Annotated in this window: 13 protein-coding genes; all 13 read left to right on the forward strand. The window is 58.3% G+C overall.

Annotated features, from left to right (window positions below; genetic code table 11):
• The first annotated feature begins 31 nt into the window (after nucleotides 1–31).
• The 13 genes from IDH44_RS01245 (at nucleotide 32) to IDH44_RS01305 (ending at nucleotide 19,637) form a co-directional block, all read left to right on the forward strand.
• Nucleotides 32–925, forward strand: coding sequence for an ABC transporter permease (locus tag IDH44_RS01245; RefSeq protein ID WP_317890085.1), 894 nt, complete (start codon nucleotides 32–34; stop codon nucleotides 923–925).
• Between the two features lie 17 nt (nucleotides 926–942).
• Nucleotides 943–1,824 (forward strand): carbohydrate ABC transporter permease, encoded by an 882-nt coding sequence (locus IDH44_RS01250; protein WP_190913929.1) that lies wholly within the window; start codon nucleotides 943–945, stop codon nucleotides 1,822–1,824.
• A 64-nt stretch (nucleotides 1,825–1,888) separates the two neighbouring features.
• On the forward strand, nucleotides 1,889–3,478 hold the full coding sequence (locus IDH44_RS01255) for an extracellular solute-binding protein (protein ID WP_190913931.1): 1,590 nt from the start codon (nucleotides 1,889–1,891) through the stop codon (nucleotides 3,476–3,478).
• Nucleotides 3,479–3,607: 129 nt separating this feature from the next.
• Nucleotides 3,608–7,957: an OmpL47-type beta-barrel domain-containing protein gene (locus tag IDH44_RS01260; RefSeq protein WP_190913933.1), complete on the forward strand. Its 4,350-nt coding sequence runs from the start codon at nucleotides 3,608–3,610 to the stop codon at nucleotides 7,955–7,957.
• Nucleotides 7,958–9,475 carry an FAD-dependent oxidoreductase gene (locus tag IDH44_RS01265; protein WP_190913935.1) on the forward strand — a complete coding sequence of 506 codons (1,518 nt, stop codon included), beginning with the start codon at nucleotides 7,958–7,960 and terminating at the stop codon, nucleotides 9,473–9,475. It abuts the gene before it with no gap.
• 98 nt (nucleotides 9,476–9,573) lie between these two features.
• Nucleotides 9,574–10,758 (forward strand): Gfo/Idh/MocA family protein, encoded by a 1,185-nt coding sequence (locus IDH44_RS01270; RefSeq protein WP_190913936.1) that lies wholly within the window; start codon nucleotides 9,574–9,576, stop codon nucleotides 10,756–10,758.
• A gap of 636 nt (nucleotides 10,759–11,394) precedes the next feature.
• Nucleotides 11,395–12,054 (forward strand): transporter, encoded by a 660-nt coding sequence (locus tag IDH44_RS01275; RefSeq protein ID WP_190913938.1) that lies wholly within the window; start codon nucleotides 11,395–11,397, stop codon nucleotides 12,052–12,054.
• A gap of 154 nt (nucleotides 12,055–12,208) precedes the next feature.
• Entirely contained in the window at nucleotides 12,209–12,877 is a 669-nt protein-coding gene (locus IDH44_RS01280) for a GntR family transcriptional regulator (RefSeq protein WP_190913940.1), read from the forward strand.
• Between the two features lie 190 nt (nucleotides 12,878–13,067).
• On the forward strand, nucleotides 13,068–14,150 hold the full coding sequence (locus IDH44_RS01285; RefSeq protein WP_190913942.1) for a TAXI family TRAP transporter solute-binding subunit: 1,083 nt from the start codon (nucleotides 13,068–13,070) through the stop codon (nucleotides 14,148–14,150).
• Nucleotides 14,151–14,206: 56 nt separating this feature from the next.
• Nucleotides 14,207–16,072, forward strand: coding sequence for a TRAP transporter permease (locus IDH44_RS01290; RefSeq protein ID WP_190913943.1), 1,866 nt, complete (start codon nucleotides 14,207–14,209; stop codon nucleotides 16,070–16,072).
• A gap of 28 nt (nucleotides 16,073–16,100) precedes the next feature.
• On the forward strand, nucleotides 16,101–17,327 hold the full coding sequence (locus tag IDH44_RS01295; RefSeq protein WP_190913945.1) for an amidohydrolase family protein: 1,227 nt from the start codon (nucleotides 16,101–16,103) through the stop codon (nucleotides 17,325–17,327).
• On the forward strand, nucleotides 17,287–18,381 hold the full coding sequence (locus tag IDH44_RS01300) for an AbrB family transcriptional regulator (RefSeq protein WP_223869267.1): 1,095 nt from the start codon (nucleotides 17,287–17,289) through the stop codon (nucleotides 18,379–18,381). Before IDH44_RS01295 ends, IDH44_RS01300 begins: the two co-directional genes overlap by 41 nt.
• A gap of 131 nt (nucleotides 18,382–18,512) precedes the next feature.
• Nucleotides 18,513–19,637, forward strand: coding sequence for a hypothetical protein (locus tag IDH44_RS01305; RefSeq protein ID WP_190913947.1), 1,125 nt, complete (start codon nucleotides 18,513–18,515; stop codon nucleotides 19,635–19,637).
• Nucleotides 19,638–20,583: the final 946 nt, after the last annotated feature.

The raw sequence follows: 20,583 nt of genomic DNA on the forward strand, positions 1-20,583 counted from the left end.
AGACAAACCAGAAGAAAAAAGGTGTGATCCGGTGCAATACCTCAAACGGCATTACTGGCTCTACATATTTCTGATTCCCGGTTTCTCGTATTTGCTTCTCTTTAAGTACGTGCCCATGGCCGGCATTGTCATCGCGTTCAAGGACCTTAGCTTGACCAAGGGCATTCTGAACAGCGATTGGGTAGGGTGGTATCACTTCGAAACGCTGCTGACTTCGAGCAACTTTTACCGCGTGCTTCGGAATTCCTTGCTGCTCAGCTTTTACCAGATTGTCTGGGGCTTCCCGGCCCCGATTCTGCTCGCGCTCATGCTCAACGAGGTGCGCCATCTGGCGTTCAAGCGGGTGACCCAGACGATCATTTATTTCCCGCATTTTATTTCGTGGGTCGTCATGGCGGGCATCGTGATGAGCTTCCTTTCCCCTTCGACCGGGATCGTCAATTACGTGTTGCATACGCTGGGCTTCGATTCGGTGGCGTTTTTGCTGAAGCCGGAATACTTTCGCTCGATCATTGTCAGCTCGGAGGTGTGGAAGGAGGTCGGCTGGGGGACGATCATCTATTTCGCCGCGATATCCGGGATCGACCCGACGCTCTACGAATCGGCTACCATCGACGGCGCCAACCGCTTCCAGAAAATGTGGCATATTACGCTGCCCGGCATCGCCGCCACGATCGTCATCCTGTTGCTGCTCAAGCTGGGCAATATTTTGGACAATGGCTTCGAGCAGATCTATCTGCTCTACAATCCGATGACGTATGCGACGGGCGATGTGTTCGAGACCTATACCTTCCGGATCGGCCTGCAGCAGGGGCGCATTTCGTACGGCACGGCCGTCGGCTTGTTCAAAGCGGTGGTCGGCTTCGCACTCATCATGAGCGCCAACTCGCTGGCGCGCAAAATCAGCAAAAAATCGATCTGGTAGGAAAGGGGGGGCGTGCTATGCGCAGCCTAAAACGGTTGACCGGATTCGACGTCATCAATTACGGCTTAATCGTGCTTGTCTCGATGGCCATGCTTTATCCGTTCGCCAACGTGCTGGCGGTGTCCTTGAGCTCATACAGCGCCTATATCGAAAATCCGACACGCATCTGGCCGGACGAATTCAGCTTCGCGGCTTATCGGGAGATGCTGTCCAAGCCGATCCTTTGGTCGAGCTACCTGAACACGATCATCGTCACGGTGTGCGGCGTCTTTTTCGGCATCTTGCTCTATATTGTGACTGCTTACCCGCTCTCCAAGGGGTATCTGAAGGGACGCAAGCTCCTGATGGTGGCCGTGGTGTTTTCCATGCTGTTCAACGGCGGCATCATTCCGAACTTCTACCTGATGCGCGAGCTGGGTCTGCTGGACACATTGACCGCGCTGGTGATGCCGATGCTTTTTACCGGGTTCAACCTGATTTTGATGAAGACGTTCATGGAGCATATTCCGGAGGAGCTGGAGGAAGCGGCCCGGATCGACGGCGCCTCGGAGCCGTACGTGCTGTTCCGCATCGTCGTGCCGCTCTCCAAGCCGATCATCGCGACCTTGTGTCTGTTCACCGCAGTCACGTACTGGAACAACTTTTTCAACGCCGTGCTGTACATCCGCTCGGTGGACAAGTGGCCGCTCATGCTGTATTTGAACGAAATTATCCGCAGCGCCAACCTGGCGAGTACGAGCGCGGACGGCAATCTGGCCGAGCAGGGCGCATTCGACGTCATGCCGGAGACGTTGCAGTATGCTGCAATTATGGTCGTAATGATCCCGATTTTATGCGTGTACCCGTTTTTGCAGAAGTACTTTGTCAAGGGCATCATGCTCGGTTCGGTCAAAGGGTAAGGTCAATGGTTAATAAGAGGCTTCGCCTTTTATTATAAAAAACAGATGGGGAAGGGGCAGGTGCATGAGAACGGTTCAGCGAAAGACGGCAATCGTCCTGCTCGCGGCGCTGCTGCTCGTCGTCACGGCGTGCTCGGGCAATGCGAATGATCCAGACAACGCGGCGGGAGAAGACAATGGAAGTGCGAACCAGCAAGGCACGAACACTGTGGTTAACGACGATGAGGGCGAGCCCGTTACGATTCGAATCATGAGTACGCTGGGCAGCGCGGAGGTGCCGGAGGACGATCCGCAGCGCGCCTTTGTCGACGTCGTCGAGGAAGCGCTTAACGTCAATCTGGAGTTTATCGCGCCGCCGGCGTCGGGCTACGAGTCGCAGCTGCAATTGACGCTGATCTCGGGCGATCTGCCGGACGTCGTGTTTTTCCCCAGCGAAGACAACGAGATGTACATCAATGCGGTCAACGACGGCGTCATTGTGCCGATCAATGACTATCTGGAGGATGCCGACAATCTGATGGCGCACTCGTACGAGCATTCCTGGTCAGCCTTGAAGACGATGGGCGACGACAACATCTACGCCATTCCCCGCACTTCGATTACACGCAATGACGGCTTCACGGTGCGCAAGGACTGGATGGACAATCTCGGCATCCCGGTGCCGGAAAATTCGGAAATGTCGGTCGAGGAGTTCACCGATATGCTGCATCGGTTCACGTTCGACGATCCGGACGGCAACGGCAAGGATGATACGTACGGCTTCGGCTCGTTCGTCGATGCCAATAAGATTCTTCAACCGGTGCTGACCTCGGAGCTGGGCCATTACGGCTGGCAGGCCTACGGAGGCGGCGAATACGACTATACGCTGCCGGAATACGATCGCAACAGCGACGTGTATGCGAACGTGCTGGGCTACACGCGCGATCTGTACGCCTCGGGCGTGCTGGACCCGGATTCGCCGATCAATGACAACAAGACGGCGTCGGAACGCTTCGAACGCGGCATCACGGGCGTCGTCCGCGACTTCGCCGGTTACGTGAAGCGCAAGGAAGACGCGCTGCACAAGCTCAACCCGGAAGCGGAGCTAACCTATCTGTTCGTCCAAGGTCCGGAGGGAGAAGTGAAGGGCGGGGTATACGGCACCGGCATCTGGGGCGTATGGGCGATTACCTCGGCCGCCGAGCATCCGGAGAAGGCGGTGGAGGTGTTCGATTACCTGCTCTCCGACGAGGGCTGGGATCTGGTGTCCTACGGCATGGAGGGCACGCACTACACGATGGAGAACGGAGAGCGCGTCTACAGTCCGGAGGCAGGCACCATGTATATGCAGCGCAATATCGTGCGGCGCCACGACGACCCGGACTTCTTCCTTCATCCGACGAGCTATACGGAGGCGGACAAGGAATTGGTGCGGCCGTGGATTCAAAAAGCGGTGGATACCGCTGTCGTGTCCCTGGATCAGGGGCATACGCCGGCGGCGGCCAGGGAGCCGAAATTCATGGATTACAAGCTCACCTGGGACGAACTCACGACTCGGATCATGCTCGGCGACCTGCCGATGGAGCAGCTCGGGCCGATTCGCGACGATTGGTATAAGCATGGCGGAGAGGCGTATATGGAGCAAATGAACGATTATATTCGCTCGACCCAGTAAATGTACCTCGGGTACAGGAAGCACGTGCAAAGCCCGGCTGTCCGCCGCTTCGCGCAAGCGACAGCGGCGGATCGCCGCCGTACGGATTCACCAGATTCACCATACTCGCAATGATGGGGGAGAAGGATGATGAAGAAAGTATGGGCTGCTGTACTGACTGTATGTTTGTTCGTCTCGTTGTGCGCCGTTGCGCCTTCTGTACGCGCATCCGGCGATCAACACACGTATTTGCCTGCCAAGCTGTTTAAGACGTTCGGTTCCTGGCGGCTGACCGGCACTTACTTGACCGGATTGGCCAGTGAGGAGGCCGGCGATCCGTCGCCGGCGATTGCCGAGCTCGATATCGCCATCGCGGGCGATTATAAAGTATGGGTGCGCGATCGCGACTTCGCCACCAATCAACCGGGGACGCGGACCTTCGGCGTCGCCGTGGACGGTGTGCCTGTCAGCGAGCTGTTCGGCGATCACGGGCAGGAGGGCTTTCGCTGGTCCGAGGTCGGTGTGTTTACGCTGAGCGCAGGTGTGCACGAATTGTCGCTGCTCGACACTTCTGGCTTTTACGCGCGCAGTGCGGGCTTCTTCGTCAGCGATGATCTCAACCTCGTTCCGCCGGAGGACGAAGGGGACCTGCTGGAGATAGTGGAGCCGGCCGACCCGCTCTCGGGGCTGCCCTCGGCGGAATTTCCGGCCTGGGCGACTGACGATGTGACGCCGTCCAAAAGCGACAGCATCGAGAACGATTCCGTGAAGGTAGTATTCCACCAAGGCACGGGCACGGAGGGCGCATTGGTGCAAAATGAAATATTCATCAAGTCGAGCGGGCAATGGGTCGCGGTCAAGGACAAAACCGACGCTCTGGGCTTCCTGATGATGTCCGCCTTGCATACCGAGCTGGGAGGGATGGATACCCATTTTGCCCGCGTGCTGCAGCGCGTGGCGGTCGGCGGCGGCGAAGCGAGCGCGATTGCGGACGATTACTTCCACTCGGGCGTGCCCGTCTGGTTCATTCCGTCCGATTACACGAAGCTTGGGTCGGACAAGGTGGAGCTGACTTTCCCGAATACGGAGGCGGACCTCACGGTCACGTTCGAGCTGGATGCGCTCACCGATGATCCGAAGGTGACGCTGAATGCCGAGTTCGCCGAGGATGGCGCGTATTCCTTCCTGCTGTACAGCGGCGAAGGCGTGGACGAGGCGGACTACGATACCGTGACCGCTCCGATGCTCTACGTCAAGCATGCCGTCCCGGACCATGCGGGAATGATTCCGGAGAGCTACCTGTTCACGCCGATGGCGAGCTTGCATTTCTCCCCCGGCGAATCGCCGATCCCCGGCCAGGAGCTGACGAGCGGCATCGTCATGGACCCGGAGAGCGTGCCTCAGGGTTATACGTATCCGGACACGTCGCATTTCGGACTGGTGCTGCGGGATGAAACCGGCCATGTTCGACCGCAATTCGCAGCACCGCTGTTTGGCACGACGGACAGCCTGTTCGAGGACGGCGACGACTACGAGGTGTCGTACCGGATCGTTAACCGCACGGCGTCATGGTTCGATACGCTCAAGCATGTCACCGAGGAGATGTACAATTTCGCCGATCTGCGCTCGAATGTTTACCATTCGGTCAATGAAGCGATCTACAACGCCACCGATCTGATGCTGGACGATCAATACGGAGGCTGGGATCCGGAGCAGATGGCGCACTACAATATGGAAGCGCAGGACGTGACGACGATGTCCAATGCGATGGCGGCCGTGCAGCGCTATCTGCTGACCGAGGACGAGGACATCCTCGATACACGCGCCGTGCCGACGCTGGCCTTCCTGCTGAGCAGGCTGAACTATCACTTCAAAAACACCGACAGTACGGGCGGTGCGAACTCTTATGTCTCCGATCCGCCGTCGGCCATCGGCGGACCGGTCACCCGGTACACGACGAGTGTCTACGGGGGATTGTACGAGATGACGCAGGGGCGGATGCCCTTCCTGCTGGACACCGGGCTACATGCGGCGTCGGGCTCGGCCAATCTGAGCGGGGTCGCCGACCAGGCGGCGATGTACAAGTATGTCGGCGATCCAATCTACCTGAACAAGGCCAAGCAACTGGCCGATCAGTACCTGGCGAACAATCCGAATACCGGGGCGAATCGCGACACGCCGTTCATCAGCAGCTTCGTCTACGGCGATACGATTCCGATGGTGACAGCGTTCCTGGCGGCCTACGAGCTGACGGGCGACACCAAGTATCTGGAGGCGGCCGAGGAAAGCGGCGAATTGCTGGCCACCAGCGTGTGGACGACCGGCTACCACAATGGGTACGATACATCCAGTTATACCGTCGATCCCGTGGACACGGCGGCGCGTAAGCGCAGCGTGGATTGGTCCTCCTTCTTCTGGCACGGCAGCGAGCGCTGGCGGCTGGGCAATATCGACGGCGAGGCCAAGCCGCCGAGCGAGGTCGGGCCCCCGCTGCAGGAGGAGACGGCGCCGGGCTGGGTGGTCGCCAAGGCCGGCATGGGCACCGAGCATACCAGCAGCCCGACCAGCGGCAATATTATCTCGATGAACAACTGGGCGGGCAACCTCGTCAAGCTGTCCGAGTACACCGGAGATCCGTACTTCGAGACGATGGCGCGCAACGCGATGATCGGTCGCTTCGGCAATTATCCGGGCTACTACCAGGATCGCAGCCTGCTTCATCATATGAAGGACGATTATCCATACGTCGGACCGGAGTATACGTCGATCTATTACCATCACATTCCGGTGTTCATCTCCATGCTGGAGGACTTCCTGATCAATAGCGCATGGGCGAAGTCGGAGCGCCATATCTCCTTCCCGTCGATCGTCCAGTCGGGGTACGCCTACTTCGCCTCGAATCAATTCGGCCATGCGCCAGGCACATTCTACGGCGATGACGACATGTGGCTGTGGCTGGATCGGGGCATCATCGAGCCGGATACGCCAGATATCGACTACCTCGCCGCCCGCAAGGACGGCAAGCTCGGACTGGCGCTGATGAACGAAAGCGGCCAAACCGTCACCTCGGCCGTCTATCTGGGCGACAAGGTCGCCGGTGGCTCGGTCTATACGGGTACGGCGACGGTGTATGAGGCCGATGGCACGGCGGCGACGCTGCCGGTCGTGGATGGCGTGTTCACGGTAGAGATTCCGGCCAAGGGCATTCGCTCCGTCCTGCTGGAGCTGCCGGGCGTAGAGGCGCCGGCCTACGCAGATGCGAATTTTGCCTTCTCCAACGTGCTCCGCGATACGGTGAGCGAGCATACGCGAGGCAAGGGGCATGTCATTCAGATCTCCCCGGAATCGTATCACGCCTACGTGTACGTCTCGGATATGGAGGAGACGACGACCAAGCTGACGATGCACTATGACACGGGCGGTGGGACGCAGACGGTGGAGAAGACCGGCTATCCGTTCGAATTCCTGATCAAGGTGGACGATCCGGAGGACAGCTTCACCTATACGCTTGAGGCGACCAAGACGGATGCCCAGGTGGAGCAGCTCGGCGGAGGGACGTTACAGGCCTATGACGGTGAAGGGGCGGGCATCGTCATCCCCGAGGCGGGCAGGTTCGATCCGATCGAGCTGGATGTGATCAGCTCGGGCAAGGGCGGGGGCAAGATTCGGCTGGTCGTCTCCACCGACGATTTCCCGTTCGCGCTCACAGATAACCTGCTGAGCGGGCTGCGCATCACCGGCACGCTGACCAGCACGATAGACAGCACGGAGCTTGAGCTGGACAGCATCCTCGCGGCCAATGAAGTGCGGACGAACGGGACGACGGTACTGGTCGTCGATCCGACCGCTGAGGTGCCGTTCGGGGATTACGGCGACTACGAGATCGCGGTGACGATTCACCCGCGCGAGCAGATGGGCTATTTCGAGCCGCTCGAGCCGGAGGTCCTCAGCTCGGGCTCGGGCGGGGGCAAGATTCGGATGGTCGTCTCCGCGGCGGAATTCCCGTTCACCGTCTACGACAACGTGCTGAGCGGGCTGCGCATCGCCGGTACGCTAACCAGCACGGTGGACAGTACGGAGCTTGAGCTGGACAGCGTCATCAGCAGCAATGAGCTACGCACCAACGGCACGACGGTGCTGCTCGTCGATCCGACCGATGAGGTGCCGTACACGAGCTATACGGATTATACCTTCGACGTCACGATCTATCCGATTCCGGATACTGAGCCGCCGGTGACGACGGCGACTATCCTGCCTGGCGCGAGTGCGGAGTCGGGCGGTGTGTACGATGGACCGGTCACGGTGACGATGGTGGCGACGGACGATTGGTCTGGCGTAGCAGATACCGTCTATCGGCTAGGCGGCGGCGCGTGGAGCTCCTATAATGCGCCGCTGATCATTGACGCGGACGGCAGCCACACGGTGGAGTATTACAGCACGGATGTGGCGGGCAATGCGGAGTCCGCGAAAGGGCTCGCGGTCCAAATCGAATCGGAATAGGTGAGGCAATTGGATAAAGAAGTAAAAGCAGACCTATGCATTTACGGCGCGAGCTCGGCAGGGGTGGCCGCCGCGCTCCAGGCCCGCAGGATGGGGCTGCGCGTCGTGCTCGTCGACAGCGGCAGTCATCTCGGGGGGCTGACGAGCGGGGGGTTGGGCGCCACCGACATTGGCAACAAGGCGGCGATCGGCGGAATCGCCCGCGAGTTTTATACGGCCGTTGGGCGGCATTACGGAAGCGGAGAGCCGGACGGGACGCAATGGACATTCGAGCCGAGCGTCGCCAAGCGCATCTTCGAGGAATGGCTGCAAGCAGCCGAGGCACCCGTTCATTTCGAGCAGCGGCTCGAATCGGTCGAGCTGCAGAGCGGCAAGCTGTCCGGCCTGATTATGCACGGCGGGGCACGGTTCTCCGCCAGGATGTTTATCGACGCGACGTACGAAGGGGATTTGCTGGCGCAAGCCGGCGTCTCCTTTCATGTCGGGCGGGAAGCGAACGCGGTGTACCGCGAAACGCTGAACGGCGTGCATTACGGCCACCCGAATCATAACTTCAAGACTTGGGTCGATCCGTACGTGGTGCCGGGCAAGCCGGACAGCGGTCTGCTCGCGGGCGTTAGCGACGTGCCGGTCCTATGGCAGGGGGCGGGGGATGCGAGCGTGCAAGCGTACAATTTTCGCATCTGTCTGACCAACAATCCCGCCAATCGCTTGCCCTTCCCGCAGCCGCCGGACTACGATCCGCAGCAATTCGAGCTGCTGGCCCGCTACCTCGAGTCCGGCGTGTGGGACGCGATGCGCCTGCACAAAATGATGCCGGGCGGCAAGAGTGATCTTAACAACTTCGGCGCGGTCTCGACGGATTATGTCGGCGGTTGCGACGACTGGCCGGAGGGTGACGCTGCGACGCGCGGGCGTCTCTTCCGCGATATGTATCGCTACAATGCGGGCATGCTCTACTTCCTCGCCAACGACGAACGGGTCCCGGAGCCGATCCGCCGGGAGGCCGGACAGTGGGGGATTCCGGCGGATGAGTATCCGGATACGGCGCATTGGACACCGCAGCTGTATATCCGCGAAGGTCGCCGAATGGTATCGGACCTCGTCATGACGGAGCACCACTGCCGCGGACGCGCAGTCGTCGACGACGCGGTCGGACTGGCGGCATACAAGATGGACTCGCACAATTGCCGTCGGCTGGTGCTGGATGGTCGCTGCGTCAACGAAGGCAATGTCGAAGTATCACCGAGCGCGCCATACCCGATCTCGTACCGGGCGATCGTACCGCGCGGCGAAGAATGCACGAATTTACTTGTGCCCGTTTGCTTATCTGCCTCCCATATCGCCTTCGGATCGATTCGTATGGAGCCGGTATTCATGATTTTGGGGCAGTCGGCGGCTGTGGCTGCGGCGCTCGCACTGGATTCGGACTGCACAGTGCAGGAAGTGGAATATGCGAGACTGAGGCAGAGACTGTTGGCAGATAATCAGGTTCTGGATTGGCAGGCTGCGCCCTAGTGTGTGTATGCAAACGTCTGCTTCCTTCGGGGTAGGCATACACACCCCAGTGTGCGTCAACTGCACGTCAGAGCGAGACAAAAGTGGAGGGAATCAACATGAGCAAGATCGGAATCGGTGTATTGGGCTTGGGCAAGCGCGGCATCTATTTTGCCGGCGATTACTTCGGCAAGCATCCGGACTGCGTCATCGCCGGACTATGCGATCTCGATCCGCAGCGGATCGCCGAGGCGCGTCATGTGCTCGGCGATGTGCCGGCGACAGATCGGCTGGATGAATTCCTGGCGCTGCCCGGGGTCGATGTGGTCGTCATCTGTACGCCCGACCCGGTGCATGCCGCGCATACGCTGGCTGCGCTGCAGGCGCGCAAGCACATCTACCTGGAGAAGCCGATGGCCCAGACGATCGAGGACTGCGATCGGATGATCGAGGCGGCGCAGGAGGCGGGCGTCGTATTCATGGTCGGCTTGGAGCTGCGTTATTGCACCCTGTTCCAGGACATGAAGCAGTTGATCGACGACGGCGCGATCGGCACGATCAAGACCGGTCATGTCGTCGACAACGTCTCGGTGGGCGGCAATTATTATTATCACGGCTTGCGCCGCAAAAAAGACTACGTGAAAAGTCTGATGCTGGAGAAGGGCACGCATTCGCTCGATCTGATTAACTGGATGGTCGGCGGCGCGCCGGTCAACGTGTTCAGCGCGGGCGGGCTCGACGTATTCGGCGGCGACGCCTCCAATGAGAAGCGCTGCCGCGACTGCGACGAGGCGGATACATGCGCGTACTACGTGGACTACTTCAAGGGCCAGGCGATGGACTACGGGCGCGCTCGCGTCAAGGACGATCTGTGCGTCTATGCCGAGGAGATCGACACGCACGACAACAGCCTGGCGATCATCGAATACGACAACGGCGCGCGCATCTCGTTCATGGAATGCATGTTCACGCCGGAGTATTCGCGGGAATTCACCTTCGTCGGCACGGAGGGTAAAATGTACGGCTTTTACAACAACGAACAGCACTTCAAGATCGTCGTGCAGCGGCGGCACTCGCGCAAGCAGGAGGTCTATTACCCGAAGCAGGTGCAGGGCGGTCACGGCGGCGGCGACACGAACATCGTCCGCCAATTCGTGCGTTACATCCAGGCGGGCGCGGCGGAGATGCCGGGTGTCGAAGGCGCGCGCGACAGCGCGGCGATCGCGATCGCGGCAGCGCAGTCCTGCGAGACCGGGCTGCCGGTGCCGATCCCGCTCAGGCGGGAAGCGGTGAAGAAGGCGTAGCCGGCACGGGGACAGCAGCGGCGGAGGGGCACGGGGGCGAAGACGAGAACAACAGAGACGGCAAGCGCGTCGGAGAGGTGGGTACGGGCGCAGCCACCAAGGGGATCCCCGAGATCGTCAGAGTTGTTAGCAAACTACGGGAAGGTGACAAGCGCTAAACAAGCGCAATCCCGGCCGACTGCGGCCGGGATTTTTTTGCATAACAAGTACCCGGCTCGTCAGATCGTTAGTTGTGCAACGGATTGAAGCGGAGGCCTCCAGCACTGTGACAACGCAAGTTGCCTTACCCTTACCTCAAAAACGGGACGTCGCATGCTCCGGAGGCGGCTGCAGCCGATGCCGATGCTCAATATCACCGCAGCGCCATCTACTCTATCACGCCGCTCTACGGCACTGCTCCACTGTAGCTGCCGTTCACTCTAGCCCGTCGTTTACACCACTCGCTCTTGCGGCACAATCCCTGGGGGGCGCTCGTTGGACGTTTGCTCACGCCTCACGGGAATTCCCCGCTTTCTTTTCAAATGCAGTCCCTGGGCTTGAAGCCTTTGGTATAATGGAAGATAAGCATGCCGCCCGAGGCCCTCGAAGGGACGGACGGCGCCGGTCGACCAAGGCAAAGCAGAAAAGGGTGAGAAGATGCAAAAAATCGCCAGAACCGCTTATGAAGGCCTCATGATCGTACTGGTCATGGTGACAATTGTCACCCTCTGGACCGACAGTGCGTACAACAACGCCATCAACTGGGCGGTGTGGTTTATTTTCGTCGTCGATTTTATCGTGCGGCTGGTGAAGGCGGACAGCAGGTGGGCGTTTGTCCGGCGCCATCCGTTCCTGGTGATCGCGATTATCCCGTTCGACCAATTCTTCCAGGTGGCGCGGATCGTCCGGCTGATCTACCTGTTCCGCATCAAGACGATTACGAAGTATTACATCTCGCCGTACGTCGACAAGCTGACCGATCGCTCGCGCACGCTGATCGTGCTGGGTCTGCTCGGCATCCTGCTGACGGAGGCCTTGCTCATCTGGCAGGTCGAGCCTTCGATGACGAGCTATGCTGACGCACTGGAGGCGGTGGCCGGGTATCTGCTGTTCTTCGGCCATCAGCTCTATGCCATCGAAAGCGCGACGGCGATGTGGGCGCTGACCTGCACGTCGGTGCTCGGCATCGTCGTCCAGGGCCTGGCCCTGCAGTGGCTGTTCGCACAGGCGGAACGGCTGCGTCAGCGCTGGCGCGGCGACGGGACGAGCGCAGCGGCGGAGGCGAGCGCGACGACCGAGGAGAAGGCGAGCCGTTGAAGGGCAGGAGAGGACGCTGGCATCAGTCACCGCGGCATGCGGCGTCCGGATCATACAGATGAACGATCGTTACGCGTTCGTTTGTTTTGTTGCGCCGTTTTTATTATAATGCATTTATTATAAAGTATAATTTATTGAGGAAGGGGCTTGTATAATGGCAAGTTTACGCGTGCGCACGGTGACCAATGAGGTGTACCGTCAGATCAAAAGCGATATTTTGTCTGGTGTGTACCGTCCGGGGGAGCGCTTGATGGAGATGGAAATTGCAGACAAGCTTGAAGTGAGCCGTACGCCGGTGCGCGATGCCATGATCCGGCTGGAGCAGGAGGGGCTGGCGACGATTGAACCGCGGAGGGGGATCTACGTCCGCAAGCTGTCCAAAAAGGACATTCAAAATTATTATGAACTCCAGTCGGCTCTGGAAGGCCTGGCCGCCCAATTAACCGCTCAGAAGAGAACGGAGCGGGACATCGCCCGCTTTCAGGATCTGCTTCTTCAAATGAAGGCGTGCATTTCCGATCCCACAGTCGATAACCTCCAAGCGATGATTAAACTGAACCGTGATTTTCACGACCTGCTTTATACGATTGCCGACAATCCGCTGTTGACGAAGACCCAGTCGACGCTCGAGAATCCGATCACCTTGATTCGGTCGATTTTTCCATTGAACACCGTGCGTATCCACGCCGTGTACGACGAACATGAACGGCTCGTGCAGAGCATTGCGGCCGGGGACGCCGCTGAGGCCAAACGATATGCGGAGTACCATGTGCTGCGTTCCTGGAAGTCCGCTGAGGCCGATTTGGAAGAAACGCTGGATTAATTTTTCCTGTCTAATAGGGGTATTCAGCCAAGCATCTGATTTCTGAAACCGGAATCAGATGCTTGTTTTTGTCCTTGGAGTAAACTAATCTGACATAAAAATAAAAATGATTGACAAACAAGAAAAGGTTATCTTAATATAAATTATACATTATACAAAATAATATATTTGGATGGAGGCTTGGCAAACCATGAGACGTTACACTTGGGTTCTGCTGTTGGCGATGATGCTTGTAGGGGTGACCGCTTGCGGCAACGCCGAGGAAAACGAAGGGACTGGAAACGACACTGAGGCAGCCGGCGGGGGACAATCGACAGTTGCAAACGAAGCGGATGCCGAGGGAGAAGAGGAGCCGCAAACGCAGGCGGAACCGCTCCAACTTCGCTCCATTTCAGGCAACGTCGGGGGAAATGTGCATGTCATAACCGGGGCGTTGGGCAGTATGATCGAGGAAAACCTGGCAGGCAGCGTTGTCAATGTGAATCCGGGAGAAAGCGGGGCAAATCCAATCCTGTTAGGCAAGGGAGAAGCGGAAATCGGAACGACCTTGTACTTTAATGCGGCGACCTCGGCCAAAGGCATTGCGCCATATGAGGAACCGGTGAATCACGTGGCGGCGCTTGCCAATCTGAATATTAACCAATGGATTACGTTTATCACCTCGAAGGCGGAGTACGAGACGTTGGGCGACATGATCGATGCCCAGTATCCGATGAAGCTGGTGCTGGCCAGAGCCGGGTCGACCAGCGAGACCTTGATTCGATTGATTCTGGAAGGCTACGGTGTGACCTACGACGATATCAAGGCTTGGGGCGGCAGTGTCACGCATGTTTCCCATACGGATGCTGTGGATCTGGTCAAGGACAATCATGCCGACGTTTACGCCACCATCCCGTCCTTGCGGTTCCCGGCGGTTGTGGACCTGGTCACCTCGCGCGAGGTTGTTTTTCTACAGCTCGATCCCGCTGTTGTGGATGCCATAGCGGAAGAATACGGGCTGCTGACAGGCAACTTGCCGGCCGGTACCTACGACGGACAGGACGAGGATTATTACTCGCTCATGGAGACACAGCTCCTGCTGGCCAACGCTGACGCACTCTCCGAACAGGGCGCCTATGAAGTCGTGAAGCTGCTTGTTGAAAATGTGGACAGGCTCCGGGATGCGCACTCGGATATGGATACCTTCAGTCCGGAGGCAGCGCCCCAAAACACAGTGTTTCCACTGCATCCGGGAGCAGAAAAATATTATCGTGAAATCGGCGTTTTGGATTAAATCGGAGTCCCGGACTCCTGTACGCCGCGTCAATTTAAGGGAAGGGGAGTAGCGATTTGGAGAACCGGGTCATCGGGCGGGGAATTGCCATCCTCGCCGCAGGTATGTCAATTTTCCATTTATACACCGGTATATTCGGGTCGCTCGAAGCTTTTTTGCAGCGCTCGATTCACTTGACCTTAGCGCTGCCGTTGGCTTTCCTGCTTTATCCGCTGCGCAAGGGGCGGCAGGAACGCACATGGCTGGATTACGGGCTCGCTTTGCTTGCCTTCGCACCGGGGATTTACATTTATTTGCAGCAGGAGCGGCTTGTGACACGCTGGATTTTTGTCGATACGGTCGCCGCTCCGGACATGATCATGGGAGGTCTCCTGATCGTGCTGTTGCTGGAAGCGGCCAGGCGCATCATCGGCCTGACGATGACGGTACTGTGCGGCGTATTTCTGCTCTACGCATATCTCGGCAAGTATATTCCGGGCAAAATGGGGCATAGCGGCTACGATCCGTCTCGCATCGTGGAGTATCTGTACATGACGACCGACGGTATCTTCGGCACTCCGCTCGGCGCTTCTGCTACCTATGTCGTGTTATTCGTAATCTTCGGCGCGTTCCTGGCAGCCTCGGGCAGCGGCGCCTGGTTTATGAACCTCGCCGTCATGCTGGCCGGACGGGCGCGTGGAGGCCCGGCCAAGATCGGCGTCATCTCCAGCGCCTTGTTCGGCACCATCTCCGGGGCGGCCGTAGCCAATGTGTACTCTACGGGGACGTTTACGATCCCGTTGATGAAGCGGATCGGATATCATCCGCGCTTTGCCGCAGCGGTCGAGGCAGTCGCCTCGACCGGCGGTCAGCTCATGCCGCCGGTTATGGGTTCGGCCGCTTTTATTATGGCGGATATGCTCGGCGTCGCGTATGTCGATGTGATGAAAGCGGCTTTGATACCAGCGGTGCTCTATTTTCTGGCTGTCTATATCATTATCGATCTGGAGGCGGTCAAGCGCGGATTGACGGGAATGCAGCGGGAGGAAATTCCGCGGCGGCGGGAGGTGCTGGGCAGGTCGTTCCTGATTCTGCCGTTGCTTGCCATTCTGGCGACCATGATGATGGGCTTCTCGGCGTCGTTTTCTGCAATGTCCGGGATTGGGACGGCTTTTGTCGTCAGTTTTTTGAACAAAGAAACCCGCTTTGGTCCGCGCACGTTGTTTCATGCTCTGGTTCAGGGGGCTAAGGGTTCGATTATGGTGGCAGTCGCGACAGCCAGCGCCGGCATTATCATCGGCGTTTCGACCCAGACGGGAATCGGCTTTAAGTTCACTTCCTTTGTCACCGGGATGTCTGCGGGCAACATCTGGCTGGCTGCCGTACTGGTCATGCTGGCTTGCATTATTTTGGGAATGGGTCTGCCTACGGTGGCTGCTTTTATTATGGTTGCCGCGTTGACCACCCCGGCTTTGATTCAGATGGGGATCGAGCCGATGCAGGCCTCGATGTTTGTTTTTTATTTCTGTGCCATTTCGAGCATTACCCCGCCGGTCGCGTTATCTGCTTATGCCGGGGCGTCAATTTCTGGTTCGGACCCGTTCAAGACGGGCTTTACTGCGCTGCGGCTTGGCTTGATTGCCTTTATTATCCCGTTCATGTTTCTGAATAACGGGGAGTTGATTATGGAGGGGCAGGCTATTGCGGTCATTCTCTCGTTTTTGACGGCCTGTATTGGCACGTACGCTCTCGGTTGCGCATTGCAAGGCTGGATGATTACGCAGTGCAATTGGCCGGTTCGCATTCTTTTGTTCGCCGCGGCGATCATGACCATTCACCCGCATTCCGTCACGGATCTGGTCGGCATTTTGCTGTTGGCGGGGATCTACGGCGTCAAGCGCAAGCACGCGATGAAGTCCCCCGGCCTTCAGCCCGGCAACTAACATCTTGATAGAGAAGGGAAGCGTTCGTATGTACAAAGCATTTTTCGCGAAGAAGGTTTTTACAGGTCGGGAGGTCATCCCCAAGGGCGTGGTGCTGATCGAGAATGATCGGATCGCGGGCGTGGGCACGGCCGAGGAGGTGGCGGTGCCGGACGGGGCCGAGATCGTCGATTGCCAGGATCGGGTGATTACTCCCGGCCTGATCGACTCTCACACGCATCTGACATTAAGCGCCCAGATTCCTAATTATGCCAAAGCCATGCAAGACAGCAACAATGTGCTGCTGCTGCGCGGAGCCAACAATATGCAGACCGACCTGGCTTCGGGCGTCACCACGATGCGCATCCTCGGTGAGAAGGCGTTCATCGATGTATCGCTCAAGGAGGCGACAGAGAAGGGGATATTTCCCGGACCAAGATTGTTGATCAGCGGCAAGGGCATCCGTTCAAGCTTTGGACACGGTATCATGGCCTCGCCTTATGACGGCGTGGATGAGGTCACCAAGGCGGTGCGCATCAACATCCACGACGCAGGGGCCGATCAGATCAAGCTCTTTATTACAGGAAGTCAAGGCGAGTTCAAGAATTTTACCTTCTCAGCCGGTCGAATCGTCGAGCGCAACGGTATGCATTCCTTGTTCACGAGAGCGGAAATCCAGGCAGCGGTCGATACGGCGCACAGCGTAGGCAAAAAGGTGGCAGCCCATTGCTATGGCGGCACCGGGCTGCGCCAGGGGGTCGAGGCGGGCATCGATACGATCGAGCACGGCATCTACATGGACGACGAGGAACTGGAATTGATGATCAAGCATGGCACTTGGCTGACACTAACTTCGTACGCTTATCTGAATGACCAGCGCTTCATCAATCGGGGGACGCCGGAGCTGACGAAGGGATTTTTCCAGCATCGGGATTATATCCGGGAGGCCTACCGCAAGGCAGTGCACTCCAGTCTGCAGTATGGCGTCGGAACAGACGGCCAGCACGGCGAGATCGCATTCGAATTGGAAACGCTGGTGGAGCTGGGCGTCAAGCCGGTGATCGCCCTGCGGGCGGCCACCTCGCAAGCGGCCAAGCTGTGCGGCGTGGACGACAAGGTTGGTGCACTGCAGCCGGGTATGCTCGCGGATCTCGCGGTTGTGAACGGCGACCCGACGGAGCGGATCTCGGATATCCGCCGGATTCAAGCCGTATACAAGGGTGGTCAGGTCGCATATGAAGCGGCAGCCGACAGACATGCGGTCGAACTTGTCTAATCCAGATCGGACCAGCCATCCCATGATCGTCCGAAGGGTCGCCTATGTAGCGGCCGCCTTGTCAGTTGGCGCCCTGCTCGCCGGCCTGCGCGTCCCTGCGGGATGGCTGATCGGTGCCATCGTGACGGGGCTTGTCTGCAGTGTGCTCGTCAAAAAAATGCAGCTGCCGGATTGGCTGTTTAAAGTCAGCCTTGGCGTGATCGGCGCCAACATCGGCTTCATCCTGAAGCCGACTCAATTCGTCGAATACCATCAACTGCTGCTCCCATTTTTGCTTACGCTGTGCCTGACGCTGGCTGGAGGCGTACTGTTGGGCCGTTTTATGCATCGATTTTCCGGTTTGGACGCCAATACCGCCTTTTTTTGCTGTCTGCCGGGAGGAGCCTCCGAGGCAATTGCGTTAAGCAAGGAGTATGGCGCCAATCAATCCATCGTGGCGGCGTATCACACGACGCGTATTTTGTTTTTTGTGTTGACTATTCCGGTCGTGGCCGGAATCAGCCGCAGCGGGAGCGGCTCATTTGGAATTAACGGCTCTTGGGGAACGGCTGTCGTCTCAACAGGTTTGCTTGCACTTAGCGTGCTGGCGGCGGTATTGCTGGCGAGGCGGCTGAAATTTCCGGGTTCTTTGCTGCTGTTTTCGATTTTGATCGGTTTTGTCGCAAGCAGCCTTGTGCCGGAAGCGGAGATTCCCAGATTTGTCCCTGGCATCGGCCAAGGTCTGCTCGGTGCGGTGATCGGGCTCCGATTTGATAATCAGACGATGACGCAGCTCAAAAAAATAGGCGCTACGGCGTTGATTTCTTTGCTGCTGTATTTTGTGCTCAGCGTGCTGCTTGCGACCATTTTTTATGGGCTGACGCCACTTGATTGGTTCACCAGTCTGCTATCGGTCGTCCCGGCTGGAGCGGCTGAGATGTCGTCGACGGCAATGGCGCTGGATATTGAACCGGCGCTGGTCGCGACCTTGCAGATGGCTCGTTTGCTGGCGGTTTTCTTCGCGATGCCGCTGCTGATTCATCGCTTCGTCCGGCGAGTCGAGGCGCCCAAGTAGCCGGCCGCTTCAGCAGACGGCGCATGGCGCGACGATTCCGGAAGTCATGGTAATGCGCTTCAACTGTAACCTTTTCGGGCATAGGCGCGTCTATGGGGGTGCAACGATGATATGCAAAGGAGAGGACACCTATGAAAAAAACAAAATGGCTAATTACGGCAACAGTGGGCGGACTGCTGCTCACGACGGCCGCAGCGGGTGCCGACAGCATCGCCGAGCGCGTCGACGGCTGGCTGCGCGGCGATGTCAACATCACCATCGACGGCGAGACGACCGGCCTGCATCCGGTCTATATTGACGGCAAGGCATATCTGCCGGTGCGCGAGGCGGCGGGCGCGATGGGCTACAATGTGAACTGGAGCAAAGAACGGATCGCGCTCGAGCAGGAGGAGGGACAGCCGGTGGACGAGGAAGAGGAAGCGCTGCTCCAACTGTCCGGCGTCATCAGCAGCCTCTCGAAGACGGATGACGGCTACCGTCTGGAGGTGCTCGGGCACGGCACGAACCAATGGATGGTGCTGCATGTCGACGAGGAGACGGTCGTGTCTGATTCCGATGGCAATGCCGCGCAAGGCGCAGCGCTGGAGGAGGGCATGCGCATCAATGCGCAGTACGGCCCGATCATCGCGATGAGCTATCCCGGCCAGTCGCATGCGGCTTCGATCGAGATCGTCGGCGAGACGCTCGTGCGCGAGGACGCGGCCTTCACCGTCGAGCAAGGGGATGACGGCTGGCAGCTGCAATTCGCGGAGCTGCAGGATAGCGAATTCAAGCCGGTGCTGACGCTGAACGGCGGCAAGGAAACGCTGCTCATCACCGCGCAAGGCACGCCTGTGGACTGGCATCAGATCGTACCCGGCACCAAGGTCAAGGCTTACTACGGTCCGATGATGACGAAGAGCCTGCCGCCGCAAAGCCCGGCTCATGTCATCGTCGTTCAGGACGAGGCATTGAATATCGATCAGGACACGGTGGACAAGTTCCGCGACATCGCCTGGGAGCTGGTGCCGGAGCAGGAACTGGAGCATCTCCAGACGACCAAGGAAGAAGCGCAGATCAGCTGGGTCAGTCCGGAGCTGACCTCGATCATGCCGGCCGATGACGACGCCAAGCAAGTGATCGAGGACGTCACGGAGCAGGGCGGTCAGCTGATCAGCGCGCTGTATGCGACCGATCAGGACGCACTGCTCGGACCGCTGCAGATTGTGATGCATCCGGACACGGGCGAATTGCTCGGTTTCTTCATTCGGATGTAGGAGAAGAGACAAGCGGCGACACCCGGATGTAGGAGCCCGGATCAGCGGTCACGCCCGTAGGAATCCGCTGAATCGGCTGGTCTTCCGACCGCCGTGATGTCGCCGGCCCCCGCGTGTTGGGGGCTGCGCGAGGATTCGGCTGCCGTTCCCGGCAGCTCCAGATGATGGCGAATCATGCCAAGACAACAGCCCCGCCAGGCGCACGGCGAGATCACTGGAAATTATTCAGTGGCTTCGCACCAAGCCGGCGGGGCTGCTTTTGTTATTTTCAAAAGTCTAGAAAGTGTATGGATCCCGCCTGTAATCTAGCGGACAAAAATGACCGTAAGAATGAAGGGTTCGCTTGAAATCTCGTGCTAACGATCAAAAGTGTCCGTTAGGTCCGCACTGGGGGAGTGAGGAAGAGCTTCGAGGCAGCAGTAGGGCGAGCCCGAGCATTCAGAGGCGCTCGATTTCGCGGAACGAAACTTGTATCGCCGCCAAAGGAGGGCGATACAGGTTTCGCCTTGAAATCGAGCAGATTCTACGTTTCACATGTAGAAAGAGGCGCTCGATTTCGCGGAACGAAACTTGTATCGCCACCAAAGGAGGGCGATACAAGTTTCGCCTTGAAATCGAGCAGATTCTACGTTTCACATGTAGAAAGAGGCGCTCGATTTCGCGGAACGAAACTTGTATCGCCACCAAAGGAGGGCGATACAAGTTTCGCCTTGAAAGTATAGAAAGTATATGATCTTGCCTATACTTGTCTAACTTTCTCGGAATGAAACTCGCTGCGCGGTAAATGACGGCTTGCGCGTTTCACCTTGCCGGTGCAAAAAAGTCCAATTGCGCGTCCAAGCCGGTGTCGGTCACAATGGAAGCAAACTACGGTCAGTCCGTGCCCCGTAAAGCGTATGGAAGGAAGGATGAAACCATTTGATAAAGCGCTTACAAAAAAGGTCGC

It is taken from the genome of Paenibacillus sabuli, from assembly GCF_014705605.1.
GTDB lineage: Bacteria > Bacillota > Bacilli > Paenibacillales > Paenibacillaceae > Paenibacillus_D > Paenibacillus_D sabuli.

What these genes read in the sequence shown, in the direction of transcription:
- IDH44_RS01260 (WP_190913933.1), top strand. Translation starts at nt 3,608, where the DNA reads ATGAAGAAAGTATGGGCTGCTGTACTGACTGTATGTTTGTTCGTCTCG.
- IDH44_RS01275 (WP_190913938.1), top strand. Translation starts at nt 11,395, where the DNA reads ATGCAAAAAATCGCCAGAACCGCTTATGAAGGCCTCATGATCGTACTG.
- IDH44_RS01300 (WP_223869267.1), top strand. Translation starts at nt 17,287, where the DNA reads ATGAAGCGGCAGCCGACAGACATGCGGTCGAACTTGTCTAATCCAGAT.
- IDH44_RS01305 (WP_190913947.1), top strand. Translation starts at nt 18,513, where the DNA reads ATGAAAAAAACAAAATGGCTAATTACGGCAACAGTGGGCGGACTGCTG.
- IDH44_RS01280 (WP_190913940.1), top strand. Translation starts at nt 12,209, where the DNA reads ATGGCAAGTTTACGCGTGCGCACGGTGACCAATGAGGTGTACCGTCAG.
- IDH44_RS01270 (WP_190913936.1), top strand. Translation starts at nt 9,574, where the DNA reads ATGAGCAAGATCGGAATCGGTGTATTGGGCTTGGGCAAGCGCGGCATC.
- IDH44_RS01250 (WP_190913929.1), top strand. Translation starts at nt 943, where the DNA reads ATGCGCAGCCTAAAACGGTTGACCGGATTCGACGTCATCAATTACGGC.
- IDH44_RS01295 (WP_190913945.1), top strand. Translation starts at nt 16,101, where the DNA reads ATGTACAAAGCATTTTTCGCGAAGAAGGTTTTTACAGGTCGGGAGGTC.
- IDH44_RS01285 (WP_190913942.1), top strand. Translation starts at nt 13,068, where the DNA reads ATGAGACGTTACACTTGGGTTCTGCTGTTGGCGATGATGCTTGTAGGG.
- IDH44_RS01255 (WP_190913931.1), top strand. Translation starts at nt 1,889, where the DNA reads ATGAGAACGGTTCAGCGAAAGACGGCAATCGTCCTGCTCGCGGCGCTG.